Here is a 23,460-nt window from a genome sequence, read left to right as displayed (position 1 = left end):
CGTGCACCTTAATCAACATGGGTGATGGGCTGGCGGTCGGGGTCAATATGCCAGGGCAGGCCAAGGCGTGTGTTGCGCTCTAGCTCAGCAATGACCTGGGCGCCCAGTAATAAAATGATGGCGCCGACTTCCAGGCTGATCAGAACAATGACCAGCGTTGCAAGGGAACCGTAAACGGCGTTGACGAACGAGAGGTGGGTGAAATAATAAACCAGTAGCAGCCGCACGCCTTCCCATAACAGCGCCGCGACGAAACCGCCGATTATCGCTCGGCGTAACGCGATACGCACCACCGGTAGCACCTTATAGATAGCGCTGAACAATAAGAAAACCCCAGCAAAACTGAATAAGTTAAGTACTGGTTCGGAAAACCCTGCAAACGGCAATTCTCGCTCAAAGAGCGCCATCATCAGTGTATTGAGCGAGCTAGCCAGAGTGACTACCAGTGTTAAGGCCAGCAGCCCCGCCCCTAGTACCAACATGAAAGCGTAAGGCAGCATCACCGAAACCCACACACTGCGCTTGATGTGGGGGCTTTCTGGCGCATGGAAAATAATCGCCAAGGCATCTTCGAGCATACGAAAGGCGAAGGAGCTGAAGAGTAGCAGGATGGGTAAGCTAAGAATGCCGATGACGTCGCGGGACTCCAGGAGGCCACGCACGGCGTCCATCAAAACCTCGGCATGGGCCGGTGCTAGGTGGCGTGCTTGTACGGCGAGAACGTTGAGCAAATGCTGTTGATCCACCACCTGCGTTAACAGCACGACCAGCACCGCAAATAGCGGCACGATAGAGAGCAAAATGTTGTAACCCACGCCACCGGCCAGCAGGATGCCGCGGTTTTTCAGGAAATGACACAGTACACGCCAGGCGAATTGGGTCAGCCGAGGCAGCAAGAGCAAAACGGCATTAAGTACTGTGTGGTTGCGTCCCATCGCTTGCCATTCTCCTTGTACGCCAACGTTTTGCCCTGGCGGTTTGATTGTTCAGCGACAACAAGAGTCAGGGGATAGACTGACGCACAGACCAGCAAAATGATAGGCAATGATCGGATTGGCGTTTATTCCACACACAGCGACGGGGTGCCAGTCAGCTCACTGCGGCAGCGTTCTAGCGCCTGGGCGATGTAACGCCCCGCCATGCGTTCAGAACCCCCGAAGCGTCGGCCGATCTCGGCTTGTGTCAGCCCTTCCAGGCGGTGCCAGGTCAATGCCTGGAGAAGCCGTGGTGGCAACGATGCCATGGCTCGCCGTAGCTGGCGCTGACACAGGGCGCTTTCGGTTGCTGTTTCTGGGCAAGAGTAGGGACAGGCGAGGCAGAGACGAGGATCATCGAGTGGCTGGTGGTCAATGCGCGAGTGACAGCGGCGATGATGATCAATCATTAGGTTATTGGCGATGCGAAACAGGTAGGCGCGTGGCTCTTCAAGACTTTCGGTGGATGGCCGTTGGCTCAGGCGCAAAAACGCCTCCTGACAGAGGTCATCAGCGAGGGCAGGACAGCGTACCCGTTGCCGTAAATAGCCATTCAAATCACCGGCGTGCATTCGATAAAGACGGGTGATATCCAGATAGTCGGTCATGGGAAAACGATCATGGTGTCAGGGGCTCGAATGATGTTGGTTCTTGTAGGGCCCGCCCTTGCAGCGGGCCCGGTGTCGTCGTGGCTCAGGTCAGTTCCAGCTGCTGGGTTGTCCTTGCGCATGCGATGGGCCGGAAGGCGGCAATGGGGTTGGCGAGGTTGCCGGCGAATTTCAGGTTTTTTGCTGGGTCGGCCAAATCAAGCATCTGTTGATGGTCGCTGAGCTGAAGCCTGTTTAAGCAGGAGAGGGTAAACGCTGGTGCGAAGAGATCGTGCTGGTCGAACTTATTAGCGAACTCAGGATGGTCCTGTTGGTAGTCAACGACGCAGCGTGCCACCCGCTCCCAGAAAGCGTCTTCCGTTATGTCGCCTTGTTCGACCAGAATCCCCGCCATGAAGCGTAGGAAACAATCAAATACATCGGTGAAGATCGACAATACCTTGAGCGGCTCGGGCATATCGAGGCGGATTCGCGAAATGGCCTCGGGCAGCTCCACCTCGGTGTTCATGATGGCGATCTCCTCGGCAATGTCTTTCATGATGGCGCGCACCGGAACTCCGTCTTTGAGCTGCAAAATCAGGTTTTCTCCGTGAGGCATGAACACCAGATCATAGGCATAGAAGCAGTGCAGCAGCGGGCGCAGGTAAACCCTTAAGTAGCGGTCCAGCCAGCCGCTGGTGGAAAGCCCTGAAATAGAGATTAGCCGTGGCAGCAGCGCGCGTTGATGTGCATCGACATGTAGTAAGGCGGCCATGGTCATCAGCTGATGACCTTCGCGCTGGTAGCGCATGGGGCTCTCCCGCCAAAGGCAGGCCAGCATCTTCTTGTAGGCACTGCGGCTATCGAAGGCTGGCTCGATAGCGTCGCGGCGAAAGCCGATAGCGGCCTCCTCGCGGAGGATCGTGAAGCTCTGGGAACGAAGCTCAGGGTCGCCGTCGACCAATGCCTTGATCCAGTCGTTAATGGTCGGTGTGGCGCGCATGTAATTGGGCGAGAGACCACGCATAAAGCCCATGTTGAGAATCGACAGTGCGGTCTTCACATAGCGCCGATTTGGCTGGCTCACGTTGAACCAAGTACGGATCGACTGCTGGGCCTGATACTGATCGTGGCCGTAGCCTAGGCAGACGATGCGGTTCCGGGCTACCTCAGAGGCGAAAGTGATTGCTAGCTTGTGAAACCACTGCCATGGGTGAGCGGGCATCATCAGGTAGTCCGCGGGGTCGAGATGACGATCTTCCAATCGTTGGTGAAAGTCTTTCAATGTTGCTGTGCCGAGCTCCTCGCAAAGCAGTGCCTCGTAGTCTAGGCCTTCGATGGCACTGAAATGAGCGTCTTCGCGATGTACTGCGAGCCATACCAGGGTGATCGGTGCTGCGGCCTCCGGGGCAAAGGCGTGGTAATCAACGGCATCAAAGCCCATGCGGCCATTATTAGCCACAAAGACAGGATGGCCCTCCGTCATGGCCGCCTCCAGCGTCTGGAAGTCGGCATCGGCCAACCCATCGGCATCTGGGCGGTTGTCGTCGAGCTTGTAGGCGCTGCCGAACAGGGTGCTGGCAATCTCTTCCAGGTAAACCGGCAGCATCTCATCGCTGATCCCCAGGGGCTGGCGGAATTCGAGGATGAAGTGCTGTGCGTCGATCTCGGCTGAGACCCCATCGACCCGCTTATCAAGGGAGTCGAGGTCGATCATCCAGTGATCCAGCGCCAGACAACGGGCGCGGAAGTGGTACTCGACCGCCGCGTTCGGGGCGGTCAGTCGGTAGTTGCCGTTGCCTTTGGTATCCACGTGCAGTGCCTCGGGGGCCAGCAGGCGCTCATGGGAGAACTCAGCAATCGCCTTGCGGGTCAGACAGCGGTTGGCCTGAGCCCAGTGGTCGGGGGTTAGGTGTGAAGTGACCCGTGTGGGGTCGGCGGCCAGTACCTGGGTGAGGCGCGGGTTTTCGCGGCTCACTGCCGAGGCGAACGCCTCGCGGTCGCAGAAGGCGAGGTGAGCGGTCTTCTCGGGCAGTTCCACTTCGCATTCGTACACAAAGCCTACTCGGCGGTTGAGCGGGTGGATCTTGCGGTTATTAACGTCCGGCTCCACCACGATGCGCCGTGTAGCGGGGTCCTCAAACATAAAGGCCAGGATAGTGGTAATCACTTGGACGCTGAAACCGGTCAGTGGCGTCTTGGCAGGAGCCACTAAGAAGTGCATGCCGCGGTCGCCCTCGGCCACATCATAGTGCTCACCGATAGGGTCGTGGCGCGGGTCGTAGCACTCCACCAGAAAGGCAGGTTGATCGTTGAATAGTCCTAGGTAGCCCTGTGCTTGATTGCTTTCCTGCAGGTCGCGGTAGAAGGCAAAAACGCGCTCAGCAGAGTGGCCCTGCATACCCCAGAAACTTGCTCGGGGTGCGGTAACCCAGTCATGTATCAGGAGCAGGTCCTCGGGCAGGTGCAGTGGGCGGAGGCTGAAGCAGCCTAGCCCTTGAGCGTGGCGGCTGTAGGTGATGCGCGTGGTTGGGGTCGGTTGGAAGAGATTCATGGTTAGGTCCTTGCAGAAACGGGATCAGTTGGCTGCGCTTGCTTGTTCGCCGGTGATCCGGCCAGCAGCAGACGATAGGCGAGGGCGCAGAGAGCGAAACCTAACGCCGCGACGAAAAAGGGGCTGGCCAGGCCCTGGGTGTCGACTAAGCGACCAGCGCCCCAGGAGGCGATGAGCACGCCGAGCCCCTGGAAGATATGGATTTTGCTGAAGTCGCTGGCGTAGCGTTTTGGTGTGCTGAGCTGGAAGAGACGTACTTCCAGGCGCACAGAGACGCGAAACAGTGCCCAGCCGAGTAGCAGCCGACCCGTTAGGATGGCGATAACCTCGCCACTGGCTTGGAGCAGCAGGCCCGTGAGGCCGATTGCCAGTGGGATAACGATGGCCGCACCGCTTGGGCGTCGGCCCAACAAGTCGAAAGCCAGCAGCGCTACGGCGACACCGCCGGGAATCGCGAAGACCGCGCCAGCCAGCGTCGCACTCGGTTGGCCCGAGGCTAGCGCCCAGTACTGGGCGAAAAAGGGTCGTGCCAGATAGGCGCTGAAGGTGAACAGCAGCATCACCACACCCAAGCGCAGAATAGCGCCGTTGGCGCTCGGGGAGGTTGGAGTGGCGGGCGCCGCGTGGGGGACTTGTCCGCGGCTGAGCAACAGCAGGCAAACCGCCACCTGGAGAATATCGCTCACCGCCATCAGCTGGAACACGCGGGCCGGCTGCCAGAGCTCCAGTACCAAGCCACCGACGATGGCACCGAGAATGCCGCCAGCATGTACCACCACTGACAGCATGCCGATTAGGGTGGCGTGGCGGTCCTGGGGTTCAAAGTGCATGAGGTACGGGTAGACCAGCAGGTAACTAGCCTTTGCCACCAGCATGGCCAGCGACAGCCCCCAGAAAAGCGGCAGTGAAGTGACCAGCGCGCAGGACAGACTCAGGCCGCCGGCGACGAGTTGGGTGCCCACCAGCAGCTGCAGAGTGCCGAACCGTCGGGCCAGCAACGCCCAGATGGGCAGTGCCAGCATCACCACCAGGCAGCTCATGGCCAGGTAGCCGCCGACGTGGGCGGGGGCGGTCACCCCGAATCTATCGGCAAAAAACTGCGGGTAGAAGGGCAGTAGCATGGAATCGCTGACCACCGCCACGGCGGTGACACTTACCAGCCAGGGCGTCGGTCTCATGCAGGCTCCGCGTCCATCGGTTCAAAGACGGCCTCGCTCGGAGCGCCGAAGTGCTGGTAGGCGATGCGCTTCTCGATGGGGTAGACCTCTCTACCGGTCAAGGCGCGGATGATGCAGGCATTGCGATAGGGTCCCATGCCCAAATCTGGAGCCACCAGGCTGTGGGTGTGCAGTTCGGCGTTCTGCACGAAGAGCTCGCCGCGCCCGCCGTCGATGTCATAGAAGCGGCCTACGGCATAGCGTCCGGCGGTGTCGAAGGCGATGCGCGAGGTGATAGGCGCTAAGAAGTCTGGCATATGGTAGCGGTATCCGGTGGCCATGATCAGCGCTGGAGTGCGGTGACGGTAGTGGCGCTGCTGCTCGGTGTGCCACAGGGTCAGGTCGTACTCGCTGCGCTCGGCATCATAGCGGCAGGTTTCCAGATTGGTGTTGGTGAGCAGGTCGGAACGGACCTTGCCGCCCAGCTCCTTGGTGTAGCGCAGGTCGTAAATCGCATCAATCAGCTCCAGGTTGATGCCCTTGTAGAGACTCTTCTGACGCTGCATTAACCCGTTGCGAGTGGCTTCGGGCAGGGAGTGGAAGTAATCGATGTAGTCCGGCGAAGTCATCTCCAGGGTCAGCTTGCCGTACTCCAGTGGGAAGAAGCGTGGTGAGCGGGTGATCCAGTCGAGGCGATAGCCGAAGCGGTCGATGTCAGCGAGCAAATCATGGTAGATCTCGGCGGCACTCTGGCCGCTGCCAATCAGGGTGATAGCCTCCTGGCGCTGCAGCTCGGCCTTGTGCTGCAAATACTCGCTGGAGTGCAGCGGGCGTGGGTCTACTTCTCGGCAGCCCTCCGGCAGATAGGGGCTAGTACCGGTGCCAAGCACCAGTCGCCGTGCCAGATGGATCTGCGCCTCGCCGCTATGGGTGTCGCGGCAGCTCACCCGGTAGACCCCTGCGGTCTCGTCGTGATCGATGCGAGTCACTTCGGTGCTGAAGCGGATGCTGTCTAGTTGGGCGGCTGCCCACTGGCAGTAGTGGTTGTACTCCTTGCGCAGCAGGAAGACGTTCTCGCGGATATAGAAGTTGTAGAGCTTGCCCTGTTGTTTCAGGTAGTTGAGAACGCTGAAGCGACTAGTGGGGTCGGCCATGGTGACCAGATCTGACATGAAAGGCGTCTGCAGAGTGGCATCTTCAAGCAGCATTCCGGGGTGCCAATCGAAGCAGTCACTGCGTTCGAGGAAGAGGCCATCAAGTTCATCAATTGGGTCGGTGAGGCAGGCTAGGCCAAGGTTGAAGGGGCCAAGGCCAATGGCGATAAAGTCGTGGACAGTCTGTGTCATGGTCGGATCTCGCTGGAATCAGGAAGCAACTGCGCGGGTTGGCGTCTGGGCATCGCACCATGCTTGGCCGTGGTGAGAGATGCGCTCGATGATGGCCACCAGATCTTTCAGGCTGGTATCTGGGTTGAGTAGAGTGAACTTGAGGTAAAGCCGCCCTCCAACGCGAGTGGCGGCAATTACCGCTTCGCCGTTGCGGGACAGTGTCGAGCGCACGTGGGTGTTGAGCTCGTCTAGCTCTGTTTCGTGTAGTTCTGGTTCATGTCGTTCTGCTTCCTGCAGGCTAGCTGGGCGGTAACGGAACACCACGGTGCTCATGGGAGGATCGAGCAGCACCTCGAAGTCTGGGTGGCGGACTAGCTCGTCGTGGACTTCGCTGGCCAAATCGATGACCCGCTCGAACATCTCACCCAGCGCATCGGCGCCCATGATACGCAGGGTCAGCCATGGCTTGAGGGCGTCAAAGCGCTTGGTCGTCTGCAGGCTCTTGTTGACCTGGTCGGGGGTGCCGGCCTCGGCTTGGCACCGTGGGTTGAGATAGTCAGCGTGATAGGTGACGTGACGCAGGTCGCTGCGGCGCCGAACCAGGAAAGCGCTGCAGCTCACTGGTTGAAAGAAGGTTTTGTGATAGTCGATGGTGACTGAGTCGGCGTGCTCGATGCCCGCCAGGCGGTAACGGTAGCGTTGCGAGCACAGCAACCCACCGCCGTAAGCGGCATCCACGTGCAGCCAGATACCATGCTCCCGGCAAAGTGCGGCGATCTCCTCGAGAGGGTCGATGCTGCCGAAGTCGGTGGTGCCAGCAGTGGCGACCACAGCGATGGGAATCAGGTTCATCGCCACGCACTCTTCTAGGCGCGTCTTGAGGGACTCGGGGCTCATACGGTAGTGGTCGTCGCAAGCCACCGGCATCACCGCCTGATAGCCAAGCCCGAGGATCGCCGCTGATTTCTGCAAGCTAAAGTGACTGACCTCCGAGCCGAGAATGCGCAGCCGCCGAAAGTCTGCCGACAGGCCCTCATGCTTATTGCCGCCGTGCCCCTCAAGAGACGCTCCGTAATGGTCTCGGGCAATCATCAACGCCATCAGGTTCGATTGGGTACCACCACTGGTGAAGACGCCATCGGCGTCCTGGCCCAGGCCGATGCGGGCAGCTGTCCAGTCGATGAGCGACTGCTCGACGAAGGTGCCTCCGGCGCTCTGATCCCAGGTGTCCAGGGACGAGTTGATTGGTGAGAGAATCGCCTCGGCGAGGATGCCTGGTAGCACAACGGGGCAGTTGAGGTGTGCCACGTAGCGAGGGTGGTGGAAGTAAACGGCATCATCCAAGTAGAGCCGTGACAACTCTTGGAGAGCAGGCTCCAGGCTGCCAAGCGGGGCGTCAAGATCGATGGCTTGGAACAATCCGCGCAGCTCTTCTGGGCGAGCGCCGGTGAAGGGGCGGTCTACTTGAGCTACCTTGCGCCTTACTAAGTCGATGCAACGGGTGGCCTGTTGCCAATAGGCCTCTGAATGGCGGGCATTGAACAGCTGGTTCGTTGCCAGTGGGGCGAATGTACTGCTGAGGGGCTTGCTCTCGTCTAGAACCTTTGTCGTCATGGTGTCATCTCGTTTATCCGTTGTGCTGCAAGGCAGCAGGTCTGCCGATAGCTATGCGTCTCTTGCCATGGCGCCGAGTGGGAGCAACGCCAGTGAATTTAATGAAATGATAATCATTATATTTTACTCATGACAAACGACGTAACGGCAGCCGCTTTCTGAACCGGCAAAGGCAATTTTTTTGTTGGGGAGGCAGACAACAGCGTCTAGCTGGAAAAAGGAGGGCACATAAATTCCGCGATCTATAGGCGGCAGAAGACGCTCACCTAACCTCGCGAGTAGGTGTTAATTGATAATTGCTAGAGAGAGGGAGGAAGCTGTAATACTGGCAGAACAGAGGTGAGTTAGCAGGGACGTAGCTAATAAACGGCATTAGGCAAGCCGTTTCATCAGTTAAGAAAATTAAAAGAGTCTAATTTAATGTCAGATTAACCGATGCATACGTTTCCCTCTTGGTCTTCAAATACTGGTATTGCATCAAGTTTATCGAAGGCGCCGGTTAAGCAGTTGCCTGTTTTAATATCAAACGCTGCTCCGTGGGCACTGCATAGCAAACGGCTTCCATCTGACGAAATGATACTGTCCGACCGGTAGTTTAAAGGTAAATATTGGTGGGGGCAGGCATTAACGTAGCAATAAATAGCACCCTCTATGCGCGTTGCAATGACAGGGAAAGATCCGTCGTTGTTAATGATTTCCAGGCAGTGTGATTTACCTTCTTGTATGACGTTAGAAGGACAAACAATAGCCCCCTCTTGGGGGGCATTTGCATAATTACGCCAAGCGTCGTGCACAGGGTTTCCTTTTCAATATCGCTAATCTTGTTATTCAGCGTTTTACTATTCTGCAGTGCTTTGCAACACGCCTCGGTTAATTTGATCCTCTTCGATGGATTCGAAAAGTGCTTTAAAATTGCCCTCTCCAAAACCATCATCGCCTTTACGTTGGATAAACTCGAAGAAGATCGGACCAATCACTGTTTTTGAGAAAATCTGTAGCAAAATTCTAGTTTCACCACCGCCCACGACACCTTCACCATCAATCAAAATGCCACGGTTACGAAGTTTATCGAGAGGCTCCTGGTGGTCTTTCACGCGTTCAAGCGACTTTTCATAATAGATGCTCGGCGGGCCAGGCATAAATTCGAGCCCCTCAGCTGCAATTAAGTCAGTGCCGGTATAGATATCGTCTGTGGCAATGGCGATATGCTGAATACCTTCGCCGTTATACTCACGCAAGTACTCTTCAATCTGGCTGTGATCGTCGGCACTCTCGTTAATAGGAATACGGATTTTACCGTCGGGAGAAGTTAATGCACGGCTGGGAAGACCGGTGACTTTACCGGTGATATCGAAGTAGCGTATTTCGCGGAAGTTAAAGGTATCGTGATAAAACTTATACCACGTGTCCATGTTGCCACGAATAACGTTATGAGTGAGGTGATCAAGATAGTAAAAACCAAATCCTTTAGGCTTAGGGTCTTCCTCATCTAACCACTCAAACTCGTTTGAGTAACAGCTGCCTTTTTCGCCGTAAGTATCAATAAAATAAAGCAGCGAGCCGCCAATGCCAATAACGGCAGGTGCGTCGATAGATTTATTGCCAGTGAACTCTTCAGCACCTAAATCAACAGCACGTTTTAGGGCATGCTGAGCATCAACAACACGCCAAGCCATTGCCGGTGCACAGGGGCCGTGCGCCTCAATAAACGCTGATGCATGCGAGTTAGGCTCGCTGTTAAGCAGGTAGTTGATGTCACCCTGACGATAAACGGTGATTGACTTGTCACGGTGCTTTGCAACGGGGACGAAGCCCATTTGCCTAAACAGACTGTCTAGCTTCTCCGGCTCAGGGTGGGCAAATTCAACAAATTCAAAGCCATCTGTACCCGCTGGGTTTGCATCACTAATGGCTACTTTTGGCGCGTCATGAGGAAAAGGACCCATCGCTATCTCTCCTATTATTGTCTTGTAAGTTAACAAGCTCAGTATAGGGAAGAGGCGGTGCAATTAGGTTGCAAACTAACCTAGGATGAAGCCAAATAGCGCACAGCTTGTGCGCAACTGGAGTGTTCTATGCACGGGATTTCTTTAGATCGTTATGATCTTGCAATTTTATCAGTGTTGCAAAAGAACTCAGCCCTCACCAATTCAGAATTAGGTGAGCGCGTCAGCCTGTCTCCCTCTCAGTGTTCCCGGCGCAAAGCGCGGTTAGAAGCCGAAGGGGTGATTAAGGGGTATTCGGCGAGACTAGATGCGACTAGCTTGGGGTTTGGGTTGCGTGCCATCACCAGAGTGAATCTCAAGGCGCATGGTGAAAGCATGGATGATGATTTTGTGACATTACTGACAAAACACGCCATGGTTCGTGAGGCCTATTCTGTGTCGGGGGATGCGGACTATGTATTGCACGTTATCGCCAAGGACCTAACCGAATTTTCGGACTTTATTCATCATCATTTATTGCCTCATCCTAATGTCACCCAGGTTCGCTCTGAAATCATACTGCGTAGTATGAAAGAGGAGCAGGGACTGCCGGTGAGTGGTAGCTAGGCTCTGTCCGAAATCGCCGGCTTTTCAGGCAACGCCTAATCAAAGGCTTGTTAAGTAAGTGATTTTTTTATGCCCTGAGGGTTCTATGCGTCTTAAATTTTACTGTCAGAATCGAATCGGCATTCTTCGCGATATAGTGGCTCAGTTTGCTGACTATCGAATTAATGTCGCGCGGGGAGAAGTAGGCGGGGATCAGGGCAATACCATCTATTTACATGTCCCGAAATTACTCAATGCGCAGCTACTGACACTTAAGCCGGTATTAGAAGCCATCCCCGGCGTGTTTGGGGTTAAGCGCGCTAACTTGATGCCCAGTGAGCGCCGTCATTTGGAATTGGATGCGCTGTTATCCTCGCTTTCTGACCCTGTCATGTCGATAGATATGCAGGGTCGGATTGTAGCGGCCAATCGTATCGCCGTTCAGGTGTTGGGGGTGCGTGTTCAAGAAGTGCCAGGGCTCTCGCTGGATCGTTACCTTGACGAAGTCGATCTTCCCGATTTGATTCGCCGCAACAACTCACGCATCAATGGGCTGCGGATCAAACTAAAAGGTGACACCTATCTTGCCGATATTGCGCCTCTGCACACCGAAGACACGAAAGTGGACTCATTAGCCGGGGCGGTGGTGACGTTGCACCGTGCCGACCGTATCGGTGCACGTATTTATCAGGTGCAGCGCCAGGAACTGCGTGGTTTTGAGGCTATCTTTCAGTCGAGTTCGCGGTTGTCAGCCGTGATTAACGAGGCGCGTCGCATGGCGCCGCTGGATGCACCGCTGTTGATTGTGGGTGAAACGGGGACTGGGAAAGAACTGGTGGCCCGCGCCTGTCATTTAGCAAGCCCGCGCGGACAAGCGCCGTTTGTGGTTCTGAACTGTGCTGGGCTTCCCGAATCAATGGCCGAGACAGAGCTCTTCGGTTACGCACCCGGTGCCTTCGAGGGCGCTCGCCCAGAAGGCAAGCTTGGCCTTCTAGAGCTTAATGAGGGCGGCACGGTCTTTCTGGATGAAGTCGGTGAAATGAGCTCACGGCTGCAGACGAAGCTATTGCGCTTTCTTCAGGATGGCGGCTTCCGGCGTGTGGGGAGCGAGGAGGAAACCTTCCTGGATGTCAGAGTGATCTGTGCCACCCAACAAAACCTGCCTCAGCTGTGTAGCGAAGGACTGTTTCGGCTGGATCTTTATCATCGGCTCCATGTGCTTTCGCTACAGGTGCCACCTTTACGTGAATGCTTGGACGGCATCGAAGAGTTGGCGGCCTATGTGCTTGATCGTGCGGCGCGTCAGATAGGCTGCCCTTTGCCGGAGCTTTCGCCTGCAGCGTTGGAAAAAATCACCCGCTACGACTGGCCGGGTAATGTGCGTCAGCTGGAAAATGTTCTGTTCCAGGCGGTGTCGCTGTGTGAAGAGAAGACCATTCAGCCGGTGCATTTGCGCCTTCCCCATAGCGAAGCGTCTTCTGAACTGGCGGGTATTCCATTAGAGGGAAGCTTGAGTGACATGCTAGGTGAGGTGGAAAGAAATATCTTAAGTACGCTGTATCAGCAGTACCCCTCCAGTCGCCAGTTAGGAAAGCGGTTAGGCGTTTCGCATACCACTATTGCCAATAAGCTCAAACGTTATGGCATTGGTGCCCAAGACAGCCCTTAAAGCAGTCCTTAAAACAGTCCTCAAGAGGATACTTAAGCGAATTCTTAAAAAAGTCCTTATGACAGGTAAATTAACTGTCACGATTTGTTTACGGGGTGTCAGGAAAAAGCAACGGCTGGACCCCACCTTCCGGCATTTCTTCTTAAATGTAACGATTAATTTACAGTTGCGGCCCGTTTATACGGGCAGCGTCTCGCCGAATGCGATTTAACCCCATTCCTGCCCTATCGCTATCCCCATAGACTCCTTATAGATTGCTCTTTATGACCGGTTGACCGCAGTTGGTTGGCTTTTATAGGCAGCTAATCGCTCTTAAGTAGCTGTTCTAGCTGCTCAACAATAAATAGCCTAAAAAACAATATAAATTTATAAGGTTTCCCAATGACAACGACAAATACGCCTCCCAAAACGCTGTGGCTGGGGCGCTGGGGGTTTGTACTGGCAGCCACTGGTTCTGCAGTGGGCCTGGGTAATATCTGGAAGTTTCCTTACATCACTGGCGAGTTCGGGGGTGGCGCTTTTGTGCTGGTCTATCTGGCCTGCATATTGGCGGTAGGTGTTCCTATCATGATGGCTGAAATCAGCTTTGGCCGCCGTGGAAGGGGCAGCCCGATTGACGCTATCCGCCGAGTGGTACATGAATCGGGCCATGGCAGTTTTTGGTCGATCTTCGGTTGGATGGCCATGCTCTGTGGGTTCATGATCCTGTCGTTCTATGTGGTGGTCGCTGGCTGGTCATTTTCCTATCTGTGGAAAATGCTGAGCGGCGGACTGGCGGGCAACAGCGTCGATGACATGGCGGCAATTTTCGCCGCGAATAATGCCAATCCTTTCACGCTAGGCGCCTGGAGCACGCTGGTGACGGTGCTAACCATGTTCATCGTGGGCAAGGGCGTACAAGCGGGCATTGAAAAGAGTGTCAGTTGGATGATGCCAGGCATGGTCATCATGCTGGGCATACTGATTGGCTACGGGGCTTTTTCCGGTGGCTTTGCTGAAGCATGGTCTTTTCTGTTCTCTTTCAATACTGAAGGGTTAAGCAGTGAAGGGTTGTTGGCGGCACTGGGGCATGCCTTCTTTACCTTGTCGCTCGCGTCCGGTGCGATTCTTACCTACGGCTCTTACCTGCCAGAAGGGCACTCCATCGCGCGTACGACATTCAGCGTGGCCATTGCTGATACCGTTGTCGCTCTGATGGCTGGCTTGGCTATTTTCCCGATTATTTTCGCTAACGGAATGAATCCCGGCCAAGGACCAGGGTTGATCTTCATGAGTTTGCCATTGGCCTTCCAAGCAATGCCGTTTGGTACGTTGTTTGGCGTCCTGTTCTTTGTGATGTTGTCGATGGCCGCACTTACATCGTCGATTTCGATGATCGAGGCGACAGTGGCCTGGCTCGTTGCAAGCAAAGGGATGACGCGTAAACGGGCATCGTGGGGTGTGGGTATCGTGCTGTGGTTGGTGAGCACCTTGGCAATGCTGTCATTCAATATGGGAGCGGATTGGTCGTTTGCAGGCCGCAACTTCTTCGACTGGCTGGACTACCTAACCTCCCGCTGGATGATGCCGTTAGGTGGCTTGGGTATGGCACTGATGGCAGGCTTCCTGCTGCGTAATGAAATATTCAGGGAAGAACTGGGTCTCACCCGCACTCAGCATATGCTATGGCTGTTTATGGTGCGTTACGTCAGCCCGTTAGGCATCGTGTTAATTTTCATCGATGCGCTGGGCCTTGCCACCCTCCAGGTGGGCACTCAGTGGCCGTGGTTGCTAGCTCTGCTGGTGATCATTACCGTGGTGGGAGAATTGGCTAGCCCTCGACTGCGTCACCAAGCTTCCTGAAGTCATTTCAGAAACAAGGCTAAGTTAAAAAGCGCTCCCATCCACTGTTGATGGGAGCGCTTTGCGTTAGAGGGATACGTTGCTGGAGTTTCAATCAGCACCGCTTCACTGTGCCGCTAAGGCATCAAAGGCAGTTGCGTTGGGGCATAAGCGGCGGCATTCATCAAGCTTGGCACTGGCCCGCATCGCTTTCCAGCAATCGCCAACGGCTGCGCAGGCGGTGCAAGTGTCACGCAGTGCAGCATAGTCGGCATGATTGATCAGTCCGCCTTCTTCAAGCGCACTCTCGTTAAGCCCAAAGCGTTGCATCATTACCGGCATCAAGGTTCTAGCTGGACGGAAATGCGCCGGTTGGCTTGCCGACAGTTGCCTTGCCACTGCCTGTTCAAAGCGTGGCTCTAGCGGTCTCTCCAAATCATTGATAAGCGCATCATAGCTAGCGCTTGCCTCCTGCTTTACGTTACGGGCTAACGTCGCAGTTGACGTTGCATAGCAGCGTTCTGTCAGGCGTCCCCACCAAGAGGTGGTTTCTGTGTTCTGGGCAGTATCCATGGTCATTCCCTCTCAGGTGTTCTTGATGATGACATCAGTATTAACCGGCGGGAGACGGACTATCTTGACGCGGATCAAATTGGTTTCAAATGAAACAGAGAGGCGGGGCATGCTTGCCGCTAGGCAGCGGTGACAGCGTTACGAAGGCCTTCTCCTAGGTACCTACTTTGCAAAGCGCGACTAAGCCTGCCTTAGATGTTACGCCCAGCTTGGCGTAGGCACGCTTGCGGTAGGTTTCAGTGGTTGAAAAAGCGATATCAAGTTTGGCCGCCGCTGTTTTGAGCGTGTGGCCACGTAGTAAATAGAGACACAGCTGACGCTCGCGTTCAGATAACGGGGCAAGCGCAGCGGCTTCGCGAGAACTAAGCTGCTCGGGTCTGGCGGGGGCGTTGCTGTAATGACGGCGAATTAAACTGGTCAACAGTGGCGCTAAGCTATTTAAGCAATTCAGATTAGCTGAGGTGAAGGGGCCTCTCCGAGTACCTCGATAAAGATTAAGATAATAAGCGCCCTCTTTGGCGGCAATGTTGAGTGATACCTTGTCAACAAGATCTGGAAACGCAAACAGGTGACTACGATACGCCGGTGACATTGCCTCAACCTGCATGGTGGTCAAGGCGTCGGTAGATGTATTTTCCGGCTGGCCTGCCAGTCGGCTTAGCTGCAGGTAATTAGGATCCTGCCGGAACAGGCCACTAACGTAGATCTGAGCCAGGCGGTCGGCAACGCGTGGAAGCTGATGATTGGCAGCCAGCAAGCAGTCGATGTTACCGCTCGTCGAGTAGCCAAAAATCATACATTGCTCGATACCAACGGCTTGATGCAGTAACGCAAGCAGTTGGCTTTCGAAGTTGTCTCTTTCCACTGCCTCAATGCATGTCGCCACGCTCGGCAGAAGGTTTCCCCATTCGATTAGCTGGGTGTTAGCAGTTTCGTTCACGTGTCCCCCGCCATAACGAGATGAGTTAAAGCTGCTGGTGGCTAAAGGCAGTCGTGTCCCGTTTTTTACGGGACAACCCCCTTAAAACCTTCAGTGTAGGCTATCTCCATACGGCCTATACATCTTCCGTAAAGCACCAATTTTAAAAATAACATTAGCAGGAGAGCGGTATGCGACCAGAAGGCAAAGGTGAGCTTGACTCGTTGTATTTCGATTATCCGCATTTCCCCTTTGTATGTCCCGATGAATTGAAAGGTGAGAAAAAGCAGCACCGGGTCGCTATTGTGGGGGCAGGCCCCGTGGGCGTCGCCGCCGCACTGGAGCTGGCGCGTCAAGGCGTTCAGTCAGTACTGCTGGATGATAAGGCGACGCTCAACGACGGTTCCAGGGCGATCTGTCTTTCCCGCCATAGCTTGGAAATACTCCAGCAATTAGGCGTTGCGCAGCGCTTTATCGACAAAGCACTTGGCTGGACACAAGGGCGCTCCTATTTTCATGATCAGGAAGTCTATCGTTTTGAGATGCCACACTCAGAGCACGAGCGCTTTCTGCCAATGTATAACTTGCAACAGCAGTATATTGAGCAGTTTCTGGTTGATAAGGCGATGGAAAGCCCCTTAATCGAAATGCGCTGGCAGCAGGCAGTTAGCGATGTCACGCAGCATGACACCGGCGTGATACTACGTGTTTCCACTCCGGAGGGGGAGTATCAGCTGGAGGCCGACTATCTGCTGGCGGCGGATGGTGGGCGTAGTGTTGTGCGCAAGTCGTTTGACCTGCCCTTGCACGGTGAGTCCTATGAAGGGCGCTATGTGATTGCTGATGTACGCATGACGTCTGACTTTCCAACTGAGCGCAGGGCTTTTTTTAGTCCTTCGGTAATGCCTGAATCTACTCTGCTGGTGCATAAACAGCCTGATGATATCTGGCGTATCGACTATCAACTGTTGCCGAATGAAAGCCCCGACCAGGCCGTTACCGAAAGCGCTATTCGCGAACGCGTTGGCATGATCATCGAGATGCTAGGCGAAGAGGGAGAGTGGCAGCTTGAGTGGTGGAGCCTTTACAAAGCCTACACGCTGGCCCTCGACGATTATCGCCATGGCCGTGTGCTATTTATTGGCGACAGCGCCCATTTAGTTCCCATTTTTGGTGTGCGTGGGCTCAACAACGGGCTGGCCGATGCGGTTAACGCCGCTTGGAAGCTAGCGTGGGTGCTGAAAGGTGAGGCTTCCGAGAAACTATTGGATAGCTACAGTCCAGAACGACGCGGTGCCACATTGGATGTCTTCGCGAATGCCGGTAAGAGCACTCGCTTCATGACTCCACCCAGTCAGGGATATCGTTTGATGCGAGATGCTGCGCTATCGCTGGCACTACGTAACGACTACGCAAGCCGTTTTGCCGACCCTAGGCAGGTCACGCCCTACACCTATGCTGAAAGCCCAGTGACGGCAGAGGATGACGCCGGGTTTAGTGCTGGTCCGATGCCTGGCGCACCGTTAATCAATCGCCGGTTAGGCGAAAATAACTTCTTGCTCGACCACTTGGGGGTAGGGTTTAACCTGTTAGTGTTTAGTGAGGACGGCAGCGTAACGCCTGAGCTACAGAGCGCCTTGGCTGATCTTCAGGAGGACTACCGTGGCCTGGATGTGCTGGTAATTGCTCGCCATGCCAGCCCGGCGCTTTTTACCACTTTGATTGATCACCAGGGTGCTTGCTTTGATGGTTATGATGCCAGCTCTGGAAGCGCTTACTTAGTCCGACCTGACCGTCATATTACGGCCCGCTGGAAAGCACTTGAAGCGGCTTTCCTCATCACCGCTTTCAAGACAGCTCTGGGAGAATAATGCTCATGACAGCGATATCGACACAAACCGCCTCTTCACAAGCAGCTTTGCCGTTTGCTGATCTTGAACAGGTTTATGAACAGCTGGCCGTCACGCTGGATTCGATGCCTGAGAAGCAGCAAACACTCTTCCTGGCTCAGCTGGCACTGGCACTGGCCCATCGGATACCCGATATCAATCAGGTAGTAACGGCGATTAATGAGGCGCGTGAAGGTTCCAGCCTGGATGAGTGAATAAAGAAGAGGGGAAAGAAGCGCTTCCCCTCTTTAATAAGGAGTGTTTGATGAAGCGTGTTTGATAAAGAGCGTTTAGCAGTACGTTTAATAAAAAACGCTTAGTAAGAAACGGCTCAGTGACTAACAACACTCCCTGCGATACTTTCTTCGGCCGCTGCATTGACTAACTGCTCATGAAAGAAGGCAAGCGCTGCTGGCGCGTCCACATCACGGCTCTTCACTGACTCGCTCCAGGCATCCTGCAAGTTGCTAGCGACGCCCCGTAGGTGATCAATGTCTTGTTCCGATGCTTGGGTAAAGGTCGCGCCGTTTTCTTCACCAAATTCAACGCCGCGCTGGTCGGAAACATCCATCATGTAGCCAAACAGACGTGAAAGCCGCTCGCCCGATACGCTTTCAATCGCCGCGCGGTCTTCGTCCGATACTTGGTCCCAGAACATTGGGTTCATAATAATCGCAAAGCTGCCGCGGTAGAAACCGCCGTCTACGGTAAGGGTGTGTGGGGCTACTTCAGCCACGCGAAAGCTGCGCAAGCTTTCAAGCGTTAGCATCGCACCGTCAACGACGCCCTGGGAGGCCGCTTCGTAGGTGCCTGTCGGAGGAATGGCAACACCGGTCACCGACATTGCCTCGGCTAAGCCACTCATCACTCCGCCGCCCACGCGCAGCCGCTTGCCAGCAAGCTCATCAATTGAGCTTATTTGATCACGGGTAAATATTTGGCCTGGGCCATGCACGCCCATCGCCACCACATCAACGCCACGGTGCTCGTCAGCTTGCTGCAAATATTCTTGATGGGTATGCCAATAAGCAGCGGAAGCATCTTCTGAGGAGAACTCCTCAAACGTAGGGAACTCAGGCAACTGAGTTGCTAGAAAGCGGCCTGCCATGTGGGCGTGAAAAATCCAGCTGGCGTCCGCAATACCATCAGCAACGATCTCCATTTGTGCAGGAGGAGGCCCCATGTCGTGCACCACTTCTACCGTGACACGGTCATCAGTGGCTTTTTCGATCCATGCCTTCCAGGTCGGCCAAACAATGGTATTAACACCGTGATTAGGCCCGCCCCACGTGCTAACGGTGATCGTTGCCTGGGCAAAGGAAGACATACTGAACGCCATGCTTGAAATAGCGATGGCACCCACTAGTAAGCGAGCTGGTTGTTTCATTTCAAAGCTCCAGAACCGGCGCTATTAGTCCTCGTACGAAAACCTAGCACCTGTGTTGTTGTTGGTAACGTTGTTATTAGTAACGCCTAACCCCGAGCAAGTGGCGCCTTCTCGGGCAGCGTAAATCACACCGGTTACCATGCCTCTAGATAGTTTCAATAGCAACTAATTTGAGATTGATTGAATTGATACTTAAGTCTTAATTTTTGAGGCCCTGGATGTTAACGCTAACGGCTAAAAAAGCTTGGTGGTTCTGGTTGGCTGATTCAACGAATCGGGATAGCCGTCTCTTCTTTGATATTACGTAGCACGAAATTGGAGCTGACCTGGGAAATACCATTCAGGGTGAAGAGTTTCTCATTCAGAAAACGGTCATAAGCCGCCATGTCTTCGATCACTACCCGCAATACGAAATCGGCGTTGCCGGTGGTGGCATAGCACTGCAGCACTTCTGGATATTGCAGGATACGGTTTTCGAACTCGACAGTATTGTCGATGTGGTGGCGAACTAGCGTCACCATGACCAGTGCTGATAGTGGCTGGCCCACTAGGCTGGGTTCCACCAACGCCGCAAAACGACGAATAACGCCACTCTCTTCCAAGGCCTTTACACGTCGCCAGCAGGCGGCAGGGGAAAGCCCGATCTGTTCGGCAAGCTCATTGTTGGTAATGCGCCCCTGTTGCTGAAGCAGGGTAAGAATGCGCTGATCATGTCTGTCTAAGGTAATTTCTTTGGTTGTTTCTTTCATAGTGCCATTTCATTTATTTGTGGTTTGTTGAATATCATTGCGTCAAAACTAAAAAAATGAAAGTAATGATTAATAACCAAGCTTTTGAAGAGTGAATTAGCAAGCACCTTTAGTGCGCTCTTGGCTAGACTCAAGCGTATTACAACCATAACTCTTCAACCGTACTGGTGATCTCTCATGACAACCCCCTCAACCGCTGAGCAGGCGGGTTCTATTCCCCCGCCTCTCGACATTGCTCTTGATAACGATGCTCTTGATGACTATGCATTGGCTGACCGCTATACCCGCGGAGAAGGTCGCGTCTTTCTAACCGGCACCCAGGCATTGGTGCGCATCGCCTTACGCCAAGCCGAGCTGGATCGTCGCGATGGCCGCCATACGGCAGGGCTCATCAGCGGCTATCGTGGCTCGCCCTTGGGCGGTGTGGACCAAGAGATTTGGCGGGCGAAAGCCGCTATGGAAGCGCATCACATCGATTTTGTCCCTGCGATCAACGAAGACCTGGCTGCCACCATGATGCTCGGTTGCCAGCAGGTGGAGACAGATCCTGAGCGACAAGTCGAAGGTGTCTTCGGTATGTGGTATGGCAAAGGGCCAGGCGTTGATCGTGCGGGCGACGCGTTAAAGCACGGTAATGCCTACGGCAGCTCACCGACTGGCGGTGTGCTGGTGGTCGCGGGTGATGACCATGGGTGTGTGTCATCCTCAATGCCACACCAGTCGGATGTCGCCTTTATGGCGTGGTTCATGCCGGTCGTGAGTCCCGCGTCATTGGCGGAATATGAACGCTTTGGGCTGTGGGGCTATGCACTGTCACGCTTTTCGGGTTGCTGGGTGGGTTTCAAAGCCGTTTCTGAAACCGTAGAGAGCGGCGCATCGGTGGACGTGCCACCTTTGCCGAAATATGTAACGCCGGATTTCGAAATGCCGGAAGGCGGGCTGCACTATCGCTGGCCTGACTTGCCGGGGCCGCAGCTTGAGACCCGTCTTGAGCACAAGCTGGCCGCCGTTCAGGCGTTTGCCACGGCCAACCCGATTGATCAGTACTTATTTCGCCAAGAACAGGCGACATTTGGGCTGGTTACCACAGGCAAGGGCCACCTGGATTTACTTGAGGCGCTGCGTTTATTGGGGCTGGATGAAGCGAAGCTGCGTGAATTGGGGGTAGAAATATACAAGGTCGGGATGGTGTGGCCGCTCCATCGCCCCGGCATTCTTGAGTTTATTCATGGCAAGCGCGAAGTGCTGGTCATTGAAGAGAAGCGCGGCATTATTGAAAGCCAGTTGAAGGAGTACATGTCGGAACCCGACCATCCAGGCGAGGTCATCGTTACCGGCAAGCAGGATGAAACTGGCAAACCGCTGATTCCCTTTGTGGGAGAGCTGGGCCCGCGCCTCTTGGCAGGCTTTGTCGCCGAGCGTTTAGCGCGCTTTTTCAACATTGATTTTAGCGACAAGCTGGCAACCGTTGATGCTTGTCAGGCAGGAGTTAAAGAGCTTGGTGGTGTACGCCGCATGCCGTATTTCTGCTCTGGTTGCCCACACAACAGCTCGACCAAGGTGCCGGAAGGCAGTAAAGCCCTGGCGGGGATCGGCTGTCATTTTATGGCGTCGTGGATGGACCGCAGCACCGAATCGTTAATTCAGATGGGTGGCGAAGGTGTTAACTGGGTGGGCAAGAGCCGCTTTACCGGCAACGGTCATATTTTCCAGAACTTAGGCGAAGGCACCTGGTTTCACTCGGGCTCAATGGCGGTGCGCCAAGCAGTGGCTGCCAACGTCAATATTACCTACAAAATTCTGTTCAACGACGCAGTCGCCATGACGGGCGGCCAACCTGTGGATGGGCAAATCAACGTGCCCATGATTGCTCGGCAATCGCTGGATGAAGGCGTTCGCCGAGTCATGGTGGTCAGTGACGAGCCGGAGAAGTACCGGGGGCATGAAAAGGAATTCCCTAAGGGAGTCACCTTCCATGGCCGCGAAGAGATGGATACGCTACAACGTGAACTGCGCGAGATCCCCGGCTGCACCGTATTGATTTATGACCAGGCATGCGCGGCTGAAAAACGCCGTCGGCGCAAGCGTGGTTTGATGGAAGACCCAGCCCGCCGAGTATTCATTAACCATCATGTTTGTGAAGGCTGTGGTGATTGTTCCGTACAGTCCAACTGTTTATCGGTGGTGCCTCGCGAGACCGAACTAGGTCGGAAGCGCAAAATTGATCAGTCGTCCTGCAATAAGGATATGTCCTGCGTCAGTGGTTTTTGCCCCAGTTTTGTCACTGTTGAAGGTGGCGGGCTGCGTAAAGGCCAAGGGGTCGCTGCCGATAACGCCTTTTGGCAACGTATAGCGCATTTGCCTAGCCCTGCTATTGCCCCTTTGGCGGCTCCTTATGACTTGCTGGTGGGGGGCGTTGGCGGCACAGGCGTGGTGACCGTTGGGCAGTTGATCACCATGGCAGCCCACCTGGAAGGCAAGGGCAGCAGCGTGCTCGACTTCATGGGGTTTGCGCAAAAAGGCGGGGCAGTACTTAGCTATGTGCGTCTGGCATCTCAGCCCAGTGAACTGAATCAGGTACGCATCGAAGCCGGTCAGGCCGATGCGATGATCGCTTGCGATATGGTCGTGGCCAGTTCGCAGAAGGCGCTGAATGTGCTGCAGCCGACCACCCGTATCGTGGCGAATCTGGCCGAGCTGGCCACGGCGGATTATGTCCTTTATCGCGATGCGGATATGCAGCCCAGTAAGCGCCTTAACATGCTGCGTGAAGCGGTAGGAGATGAACGCTTTGCGTCTCTGGATGCCAATCGCCTAGCCGAACAGCTGCTAGGCGATACGGTATTTTCCAATATGATGATGCTCGGGTTTGCCTGGCAGCAGGGGCTGGTGCCGCTTTCTGAACCTGCGCTGCAGCGTGCTCTGGAACTTAACGGCGTCGCTGTGGAGAAGAACCGTCAGGCATTTGCCTGGGGCCGCTTGGCAGCAGTGGAGCCCGACTACCTTCAGCAGCATTTGGACACGATGCCGCTGTCCGCGAATGCCACACTGGACGACGTGGTTGCGCGTAATAGTCGCCACCTGGAGCGCTATCAGAACCGTGCCTGGGCTGAGCGTTACGTTACTCAAGTAACGAAAGTGCGTGAAGCAGAAGCCGCGCTAAACGGTGGTCAATCATTGAGTGAAGCCGTCGCCCATCAGCTCTATCGTTTGATGGCGTATAAAGATGAGTATGAAGTGGCGCGCCTTTACACCCAGAGCGATTTTCTGGATGAGGTCAAAGCGACGTTCTCAGGTGATTACCAGCTAACTTTCCATTTGGCACCGCCGCTGCTGGGTGGTCGTAAAGATGCGCAAGGGCGTCCGGTGAAGCGCCGTTTTGGCCCCTGGGTGCTGAAGGCAATGGGCGCGCTGGCCAAGATGCGCGGTTTGCGCAATACCGCGCTTGACCCTTTCCGCTTCAGCGCTGATCGTAAGCTCGACCGTGCTTTATTGGCTGACTATGAGCAGTTGATTGATGAGTTAGTGGCTCGTCTTGATGGCACGAATCACGCCACGGCCTTAGCGCTTGCTAAGCTGCCAGAAGAGATTCGTGGTTTCGGGCCCGTTCGCGAAGCTGCCGCTGAGAAAGCCAACGAGCGCCGCGAGACGTTGTTGAAGGAACTACGTGAAGGTCGCTCGAAGACCATCGCTGTCGAAGCTGCTTAA

The 23,460-nt window shown here is 54.9% G+C and carries 18 protein-coding genes; 6 read left to right on the top strand and 12 right to left on the bottom strand.

What is annotated here, in order from left to right; all coding sequences use genetic code 11:
• Positions 1-8: 8 nt before the first annotated feature.
• The 8 genes from REH51_RS07880 to hppD all read right to left on the bottom strand — a co-directional run bounded on the left by REH51_RS07880 (position 9) and on the right by hppD (position 10,160).
• Entirely contained in the window at positions 9-935 is a 927-nt protein-coding gene (locus REH51_RS07880) for a YihY/virulence factor BrkB family protein (RefSeq protein WP_009723111.1), read from the bottom strand.
• 125 nt (positions 936-1,060) lie between these two features.
• A complete protein-coding gene (locus tag REH51_RS07875; protein ID WP_498937478.1) occupies positions 1,061-1,582 on the bottom strand; it encodes an RNA polymerase sigma factor in 522 nt (173 codons plus the stop codon).
• Positions 1,583-1,667: 85 nt separating this feature from the next.
• A complete protein-coding gene (locus tag REH51_RS07870; RefSeq protein ID WP_009723109.1) occupies positions 1,668-4,115 on the bottom strand; it encodes a GNAT family N-acetyltransferase in 2,448 nt (815 codons plus the stop codon).
• A 2-nt stretch (positions 4,116-4,117) separates the two neighbouring features.
• Positions 4,118-5,293: an MFS transporter gene (locus REH51_RS07865; protein ID WP_498937476.1), complete on the bottom strand. Its 1,176-nt coding sequence runs from the start codon at positions 5,291-5,293 to the stop codon at positions 4,118-4,120.
• Positions 5,290-6,618, bottom strand: a complete 1,329-nt coding sequence (locus tag REH51_RS07860) for a lysine N(6)-hydroxylase/L-ornithine N(5)-oxygenase family protein (RefSeq protein ID WP_009723107.1) — start codon at positions 6,616-6,618, stop codon at positions 5,290-5,292. Before REH51_RS07860 ends, REH51_RS07865 begins: the two co-directional genes overlap by 4 nt.
• 18 nt (positions 6,619-6,636) lie before the next feature.
• The gene (locus REH51_RS07855) at positions 6,637-8,214 is read right to left on the bottom strand and encodes a pyridoxal phosphate-dependent decarboxylase family protein (protein WP_009723106.1); all 1,578 of its coding nucleotides are present in this window, start codon (positions 8,212-8,214) and stop codon (positions 6,637-6,639) included.
• 428 nt (positions 8,215-8,642) lie between these two features.
• Complete coding sequence (locus REH51_RS07850; RefSeq protein ID WP_009723105.1) at positions 8,643-9,008, bottom strand: Rieske (2Fe-2S) protein; 366 nt, start codon at positions 9,006-9,008, stop codon at positions 8,643-8,645.
• 45 nt (positions 9,009-9,053) lie between these two features.
• Positions 9,054-10,160 carry a 4-hydroxyphenylpyruvate dioxygenase gene (gene hppD, locus REH51_RS07845; protein ID WP_498937474.1) on the bottom strand — a complete coding sequence of 369 codons (1,107 nt, stop codon included), beginning with the start codon at positions 10,158-10,160 and terminating at the stop codon, positions 9,054-9,056.
• A gap of 129 nt (positions 10,161-10,289) precedes the next feature.
• Between hppD and REH51_RS07840 the strand changes: the two genes are divergently transcribed.
• From REH51_RS07840 to REH51_RS07830, 3 genes are all read left to right on the top strand, one after another.
• Complete coding sequence (locus REH51_RS07840; protein WP_009723103.1) at positions 10,290-10,766, top strand: Lrp/AsnC family transcriptional regulator; 477 nt, start codon at positions 10,290-10,292, stop codon at positions 10,764-10,766.
• An 85-nt stretch (positions 10,767-10,851) separates the two neighbouring features.
• Complete coding sequence (locus REH51_RS07835; protein WP_498937472.1) at positions 10,852-12,414, top strand: sigma-54-dependent transcriptional regulator; 1,563 nt, start codon at positions 10,852-10,854, stop codon at positions 12,412-12,414.
• Positions 12,415-12,795: 381 nt separating this feature from the next.
• A complete protein-coding gene (locus tag REH51_RS07830) occupies positions 12,796-14,256 on the top strand; it encodes a sodium-dependent transporter (RefSeq protein ID WP_009723101.1) in 1,461 nt (486 codons plus the stop codon).
• Between the two features lie 105 nt (positions 14,257-14,361).
• Here REH51_RS07830 and REH51_RS07825 read toward each other — a convergent pair whose 3' ends face one another.
• Together REH51_RS07825 and REH51_RS07820 are read right to left on the bottom strand one after the other, a co-directional pair.
• Positions 14,362-14,808, bottom strand: coding sequence for a DUF6455 family protein (locus REH51_RS07825; RefSeq protein WP_498937470.1), 447 nt, complete (start codon positions 14,806-14,808; stop codon positions 14,362-14,364).
• Positions 14,809-14,962: 154 nt separating this feature from the next.
• Positions 14,963-15,748, bottom strand: coding sequence for a helix-turn-helix transcriptional regulator (locus REH51_RS07820; protein WP_009723099.1), 786 nt, complete (start codon positions 15,746-15,748; stop codon positions 14,963-14,965).
• A gap of 170 nt (positions 15,749-15,918) precedes the next feature.
• Between REH51_RS07820 and REH51_RS07815 the strand changes: the two genes are divergently transcribed.
• Positions 15,919-17,598 carry an FAD-dependent monooxygenase gene (locus tag REH51_RS07815; protein WP_498937468.1) on the top strand — a complete coding sequence of 560 codons (1,680 nt, stop codon included), beginning with the start codon at positions 15,919-15,921 and terminating at the stop codon, positions 17,596-17,598.
• Positions 17,599-17,603: 5 nt separating this feature from the next.
• Positions 17,604-17,831 (top strand): hypothetical protein, encoded by a 228-nt coding sequence (locus tag REH51_RS07810; protein WP_143759727.1) that lies wholly within the window; start codon positions 17,604-17,606, stop codon positions 17,829-17,831.
• A 116-nt stretch (positions 17,832-17,947) separates the two neighbouring features.
• On the opposite strand, the gene REH51_RS07805 is transcribed toward REH51_RS07810, so the two are convergent.
• Both REH51_RS07805 and REH51_RS07800 read right to left on the bottom strand, forming a co-directional pair.
• The gene (locus REH51_RS07805) at positions 17,948-19,003 is read right to left on the bottom strand and encodes a TRAP transporter substrate-binding protein (RefSeq protein WP_498937466.1); all 1,056 of its coding nucleotides are present in this window, start codon (positions 19,001-19,003) and stop codon (positions 17,948-17,950) included.
• A 266-nt stretch (positions 19,004-19,269) separates the two neighbouring features.
• Positions 19,270-19,752 carry an Lrp/AsnC family transcriptional regulator gene (locus tag REH51_RS07800; protein WP_009723095.1) on the bottom strand — a complete coding sequence of 161 codons (483 nt, stop codon included), beginning with the start codon at positions 19,750-19,752 and terminating at the stop codon, positions 19,270-19,272.
• 177 nt (positions 19,753-19,929) lie between these two features.
• On the opposite strand from REH51_RS07800, the gene REH51_RS07795 reads away from it, so the two are divergent.
• A complete protein-coding gene (locus REH51_RS07795; protein WP_498937465.1) occupies positions 19,930-23,460 on the top strand; it encodes an indolepyruvate ferredoxin oxidoreductase family protein in 3,531 nt (1,176 codons plus the stop codon).

Source organism: Halomonas bluephagenesis (assembly GCF_054790765.1).
The sequence above is the reverse complement of the archived record's forward strand: the minus strand, read 5'-3'. Positions and strand labels throughout refer to the sequence as shown.

Excerpts from the sequence above, each read along its gene's own strand:
- REH51_RS07880 (WP_009723111.1), bottom strand. The coding sequence starts at position 935 with ATGGGACGCAACCACACAGTACTTAATGCCGTTTTGCTCTTGCTGCCT.
- REH51_RS07875 (WP_498937478.1), bottom strand. The coding sequence starts at position 1,582 with ATGACCGACTATCTGGATATCACCCGTCTTTATCGAATGCACGCCGGT.
- REH51_RS07870 (WP_009723109.1), bottom strand. The coding sequence starts at position 4,115 with ATGAATCTCTTCCAACCGACCCCAACCACGCGCATCACCTACAGCCGC.
- REH51_RS07865 (WP_498937476.1), bottom strand. The coding sequence starts at position 5,293 with ATGAGACCGACGCCCTGGCTGGTAAGTGTCACCGCCGTGGCGGTGGTC.
- REH51_RS07860 (WP_009723107.1), bottom strand. The coding sequence starts at position 6,618 with ATGACACAGACTGTCCACGACTTTATCGCCATTGGCCTTGGCCCCTTC.
- REH51_RS07855 (WP_009723106.1), bottom strand. The coding sequence starts at position 8,214 with ATGACGACAAAGGTTCTAGACGAGAGCAAGCCCCTCAGCAGTACATTC.
- hppD (WP_498937474.1), bottom strand. The coding sequence starts at position 10,160 with ATGGGTCCTTTTCCTCATGACGCGCCAAAAGTAGCCATTAGTGATGCA.
- REH51_RS07840 (WP_009723103.1), top strand. The coding sequence starts at position 10,290 with ATGCACGGGATTTCTTTAGATCGTTATGATCTTGCAATTTTATCAGTG.
- REH51_RS07835 (WP_498937472.1), top strand. The coding sequence starts at position 10,852 with ATGCGTCTTAAATTTTACTGTCAGAATCGAATCGGCATTCTTCGCGAT.
- REH51_RS07830 (WP_009723101.1), top strand. The coding sequence starts at position 12,796 with ATGACAACGACAAATACGCCTCCCAAAACGCTGTGGCTGGGGCGCTGG.
- REH51_RS07825 (WP_498937470.1), bottom strand. The coding sequence starts at position 14,808 with ATGGATACTGCCCAGAACACAGAAACCACCTCTTGGTGGGGACGCCTG.
- REH51_RS07815 (WP_498937468.1), top strand. The coding sequence starts at position 15,919 with ATGCGACCAGAAGGCAAAGGTGAGCTTGACTCGTTGTATTTCGATTAT.
- REH51_RS07810 (WP_143759727.1), top strand. The coding sequence starts at position 17,604 with ATGACAGCGATATCGACACAAACCGCCTCTTCACAAGCAGCTTTGCCG.
- REH51_RS07805 (WP_498937466.1), bottom strand. The coding sequence starts at position 19,003 with ATGAAACAACCAGCTCGCTTACTAGTGGGTGCCATCGCTATTTCAAGC.
- REH51_RS07800 (WP_009723095.1), bottom strand. The coding sequence starts at position 19,752 with ATGAAAGAAACAACCAAAGAAATTACCTTAGACAGACATGATCAGCGC.
- REH51_RS07795 (WP_498937465.1), top strand. The coding sequence starts at position 19,930 with ATGACAACCCCCTCAACCGCTGAGCAGGCGGGTTCTATTCCCCCGCCT.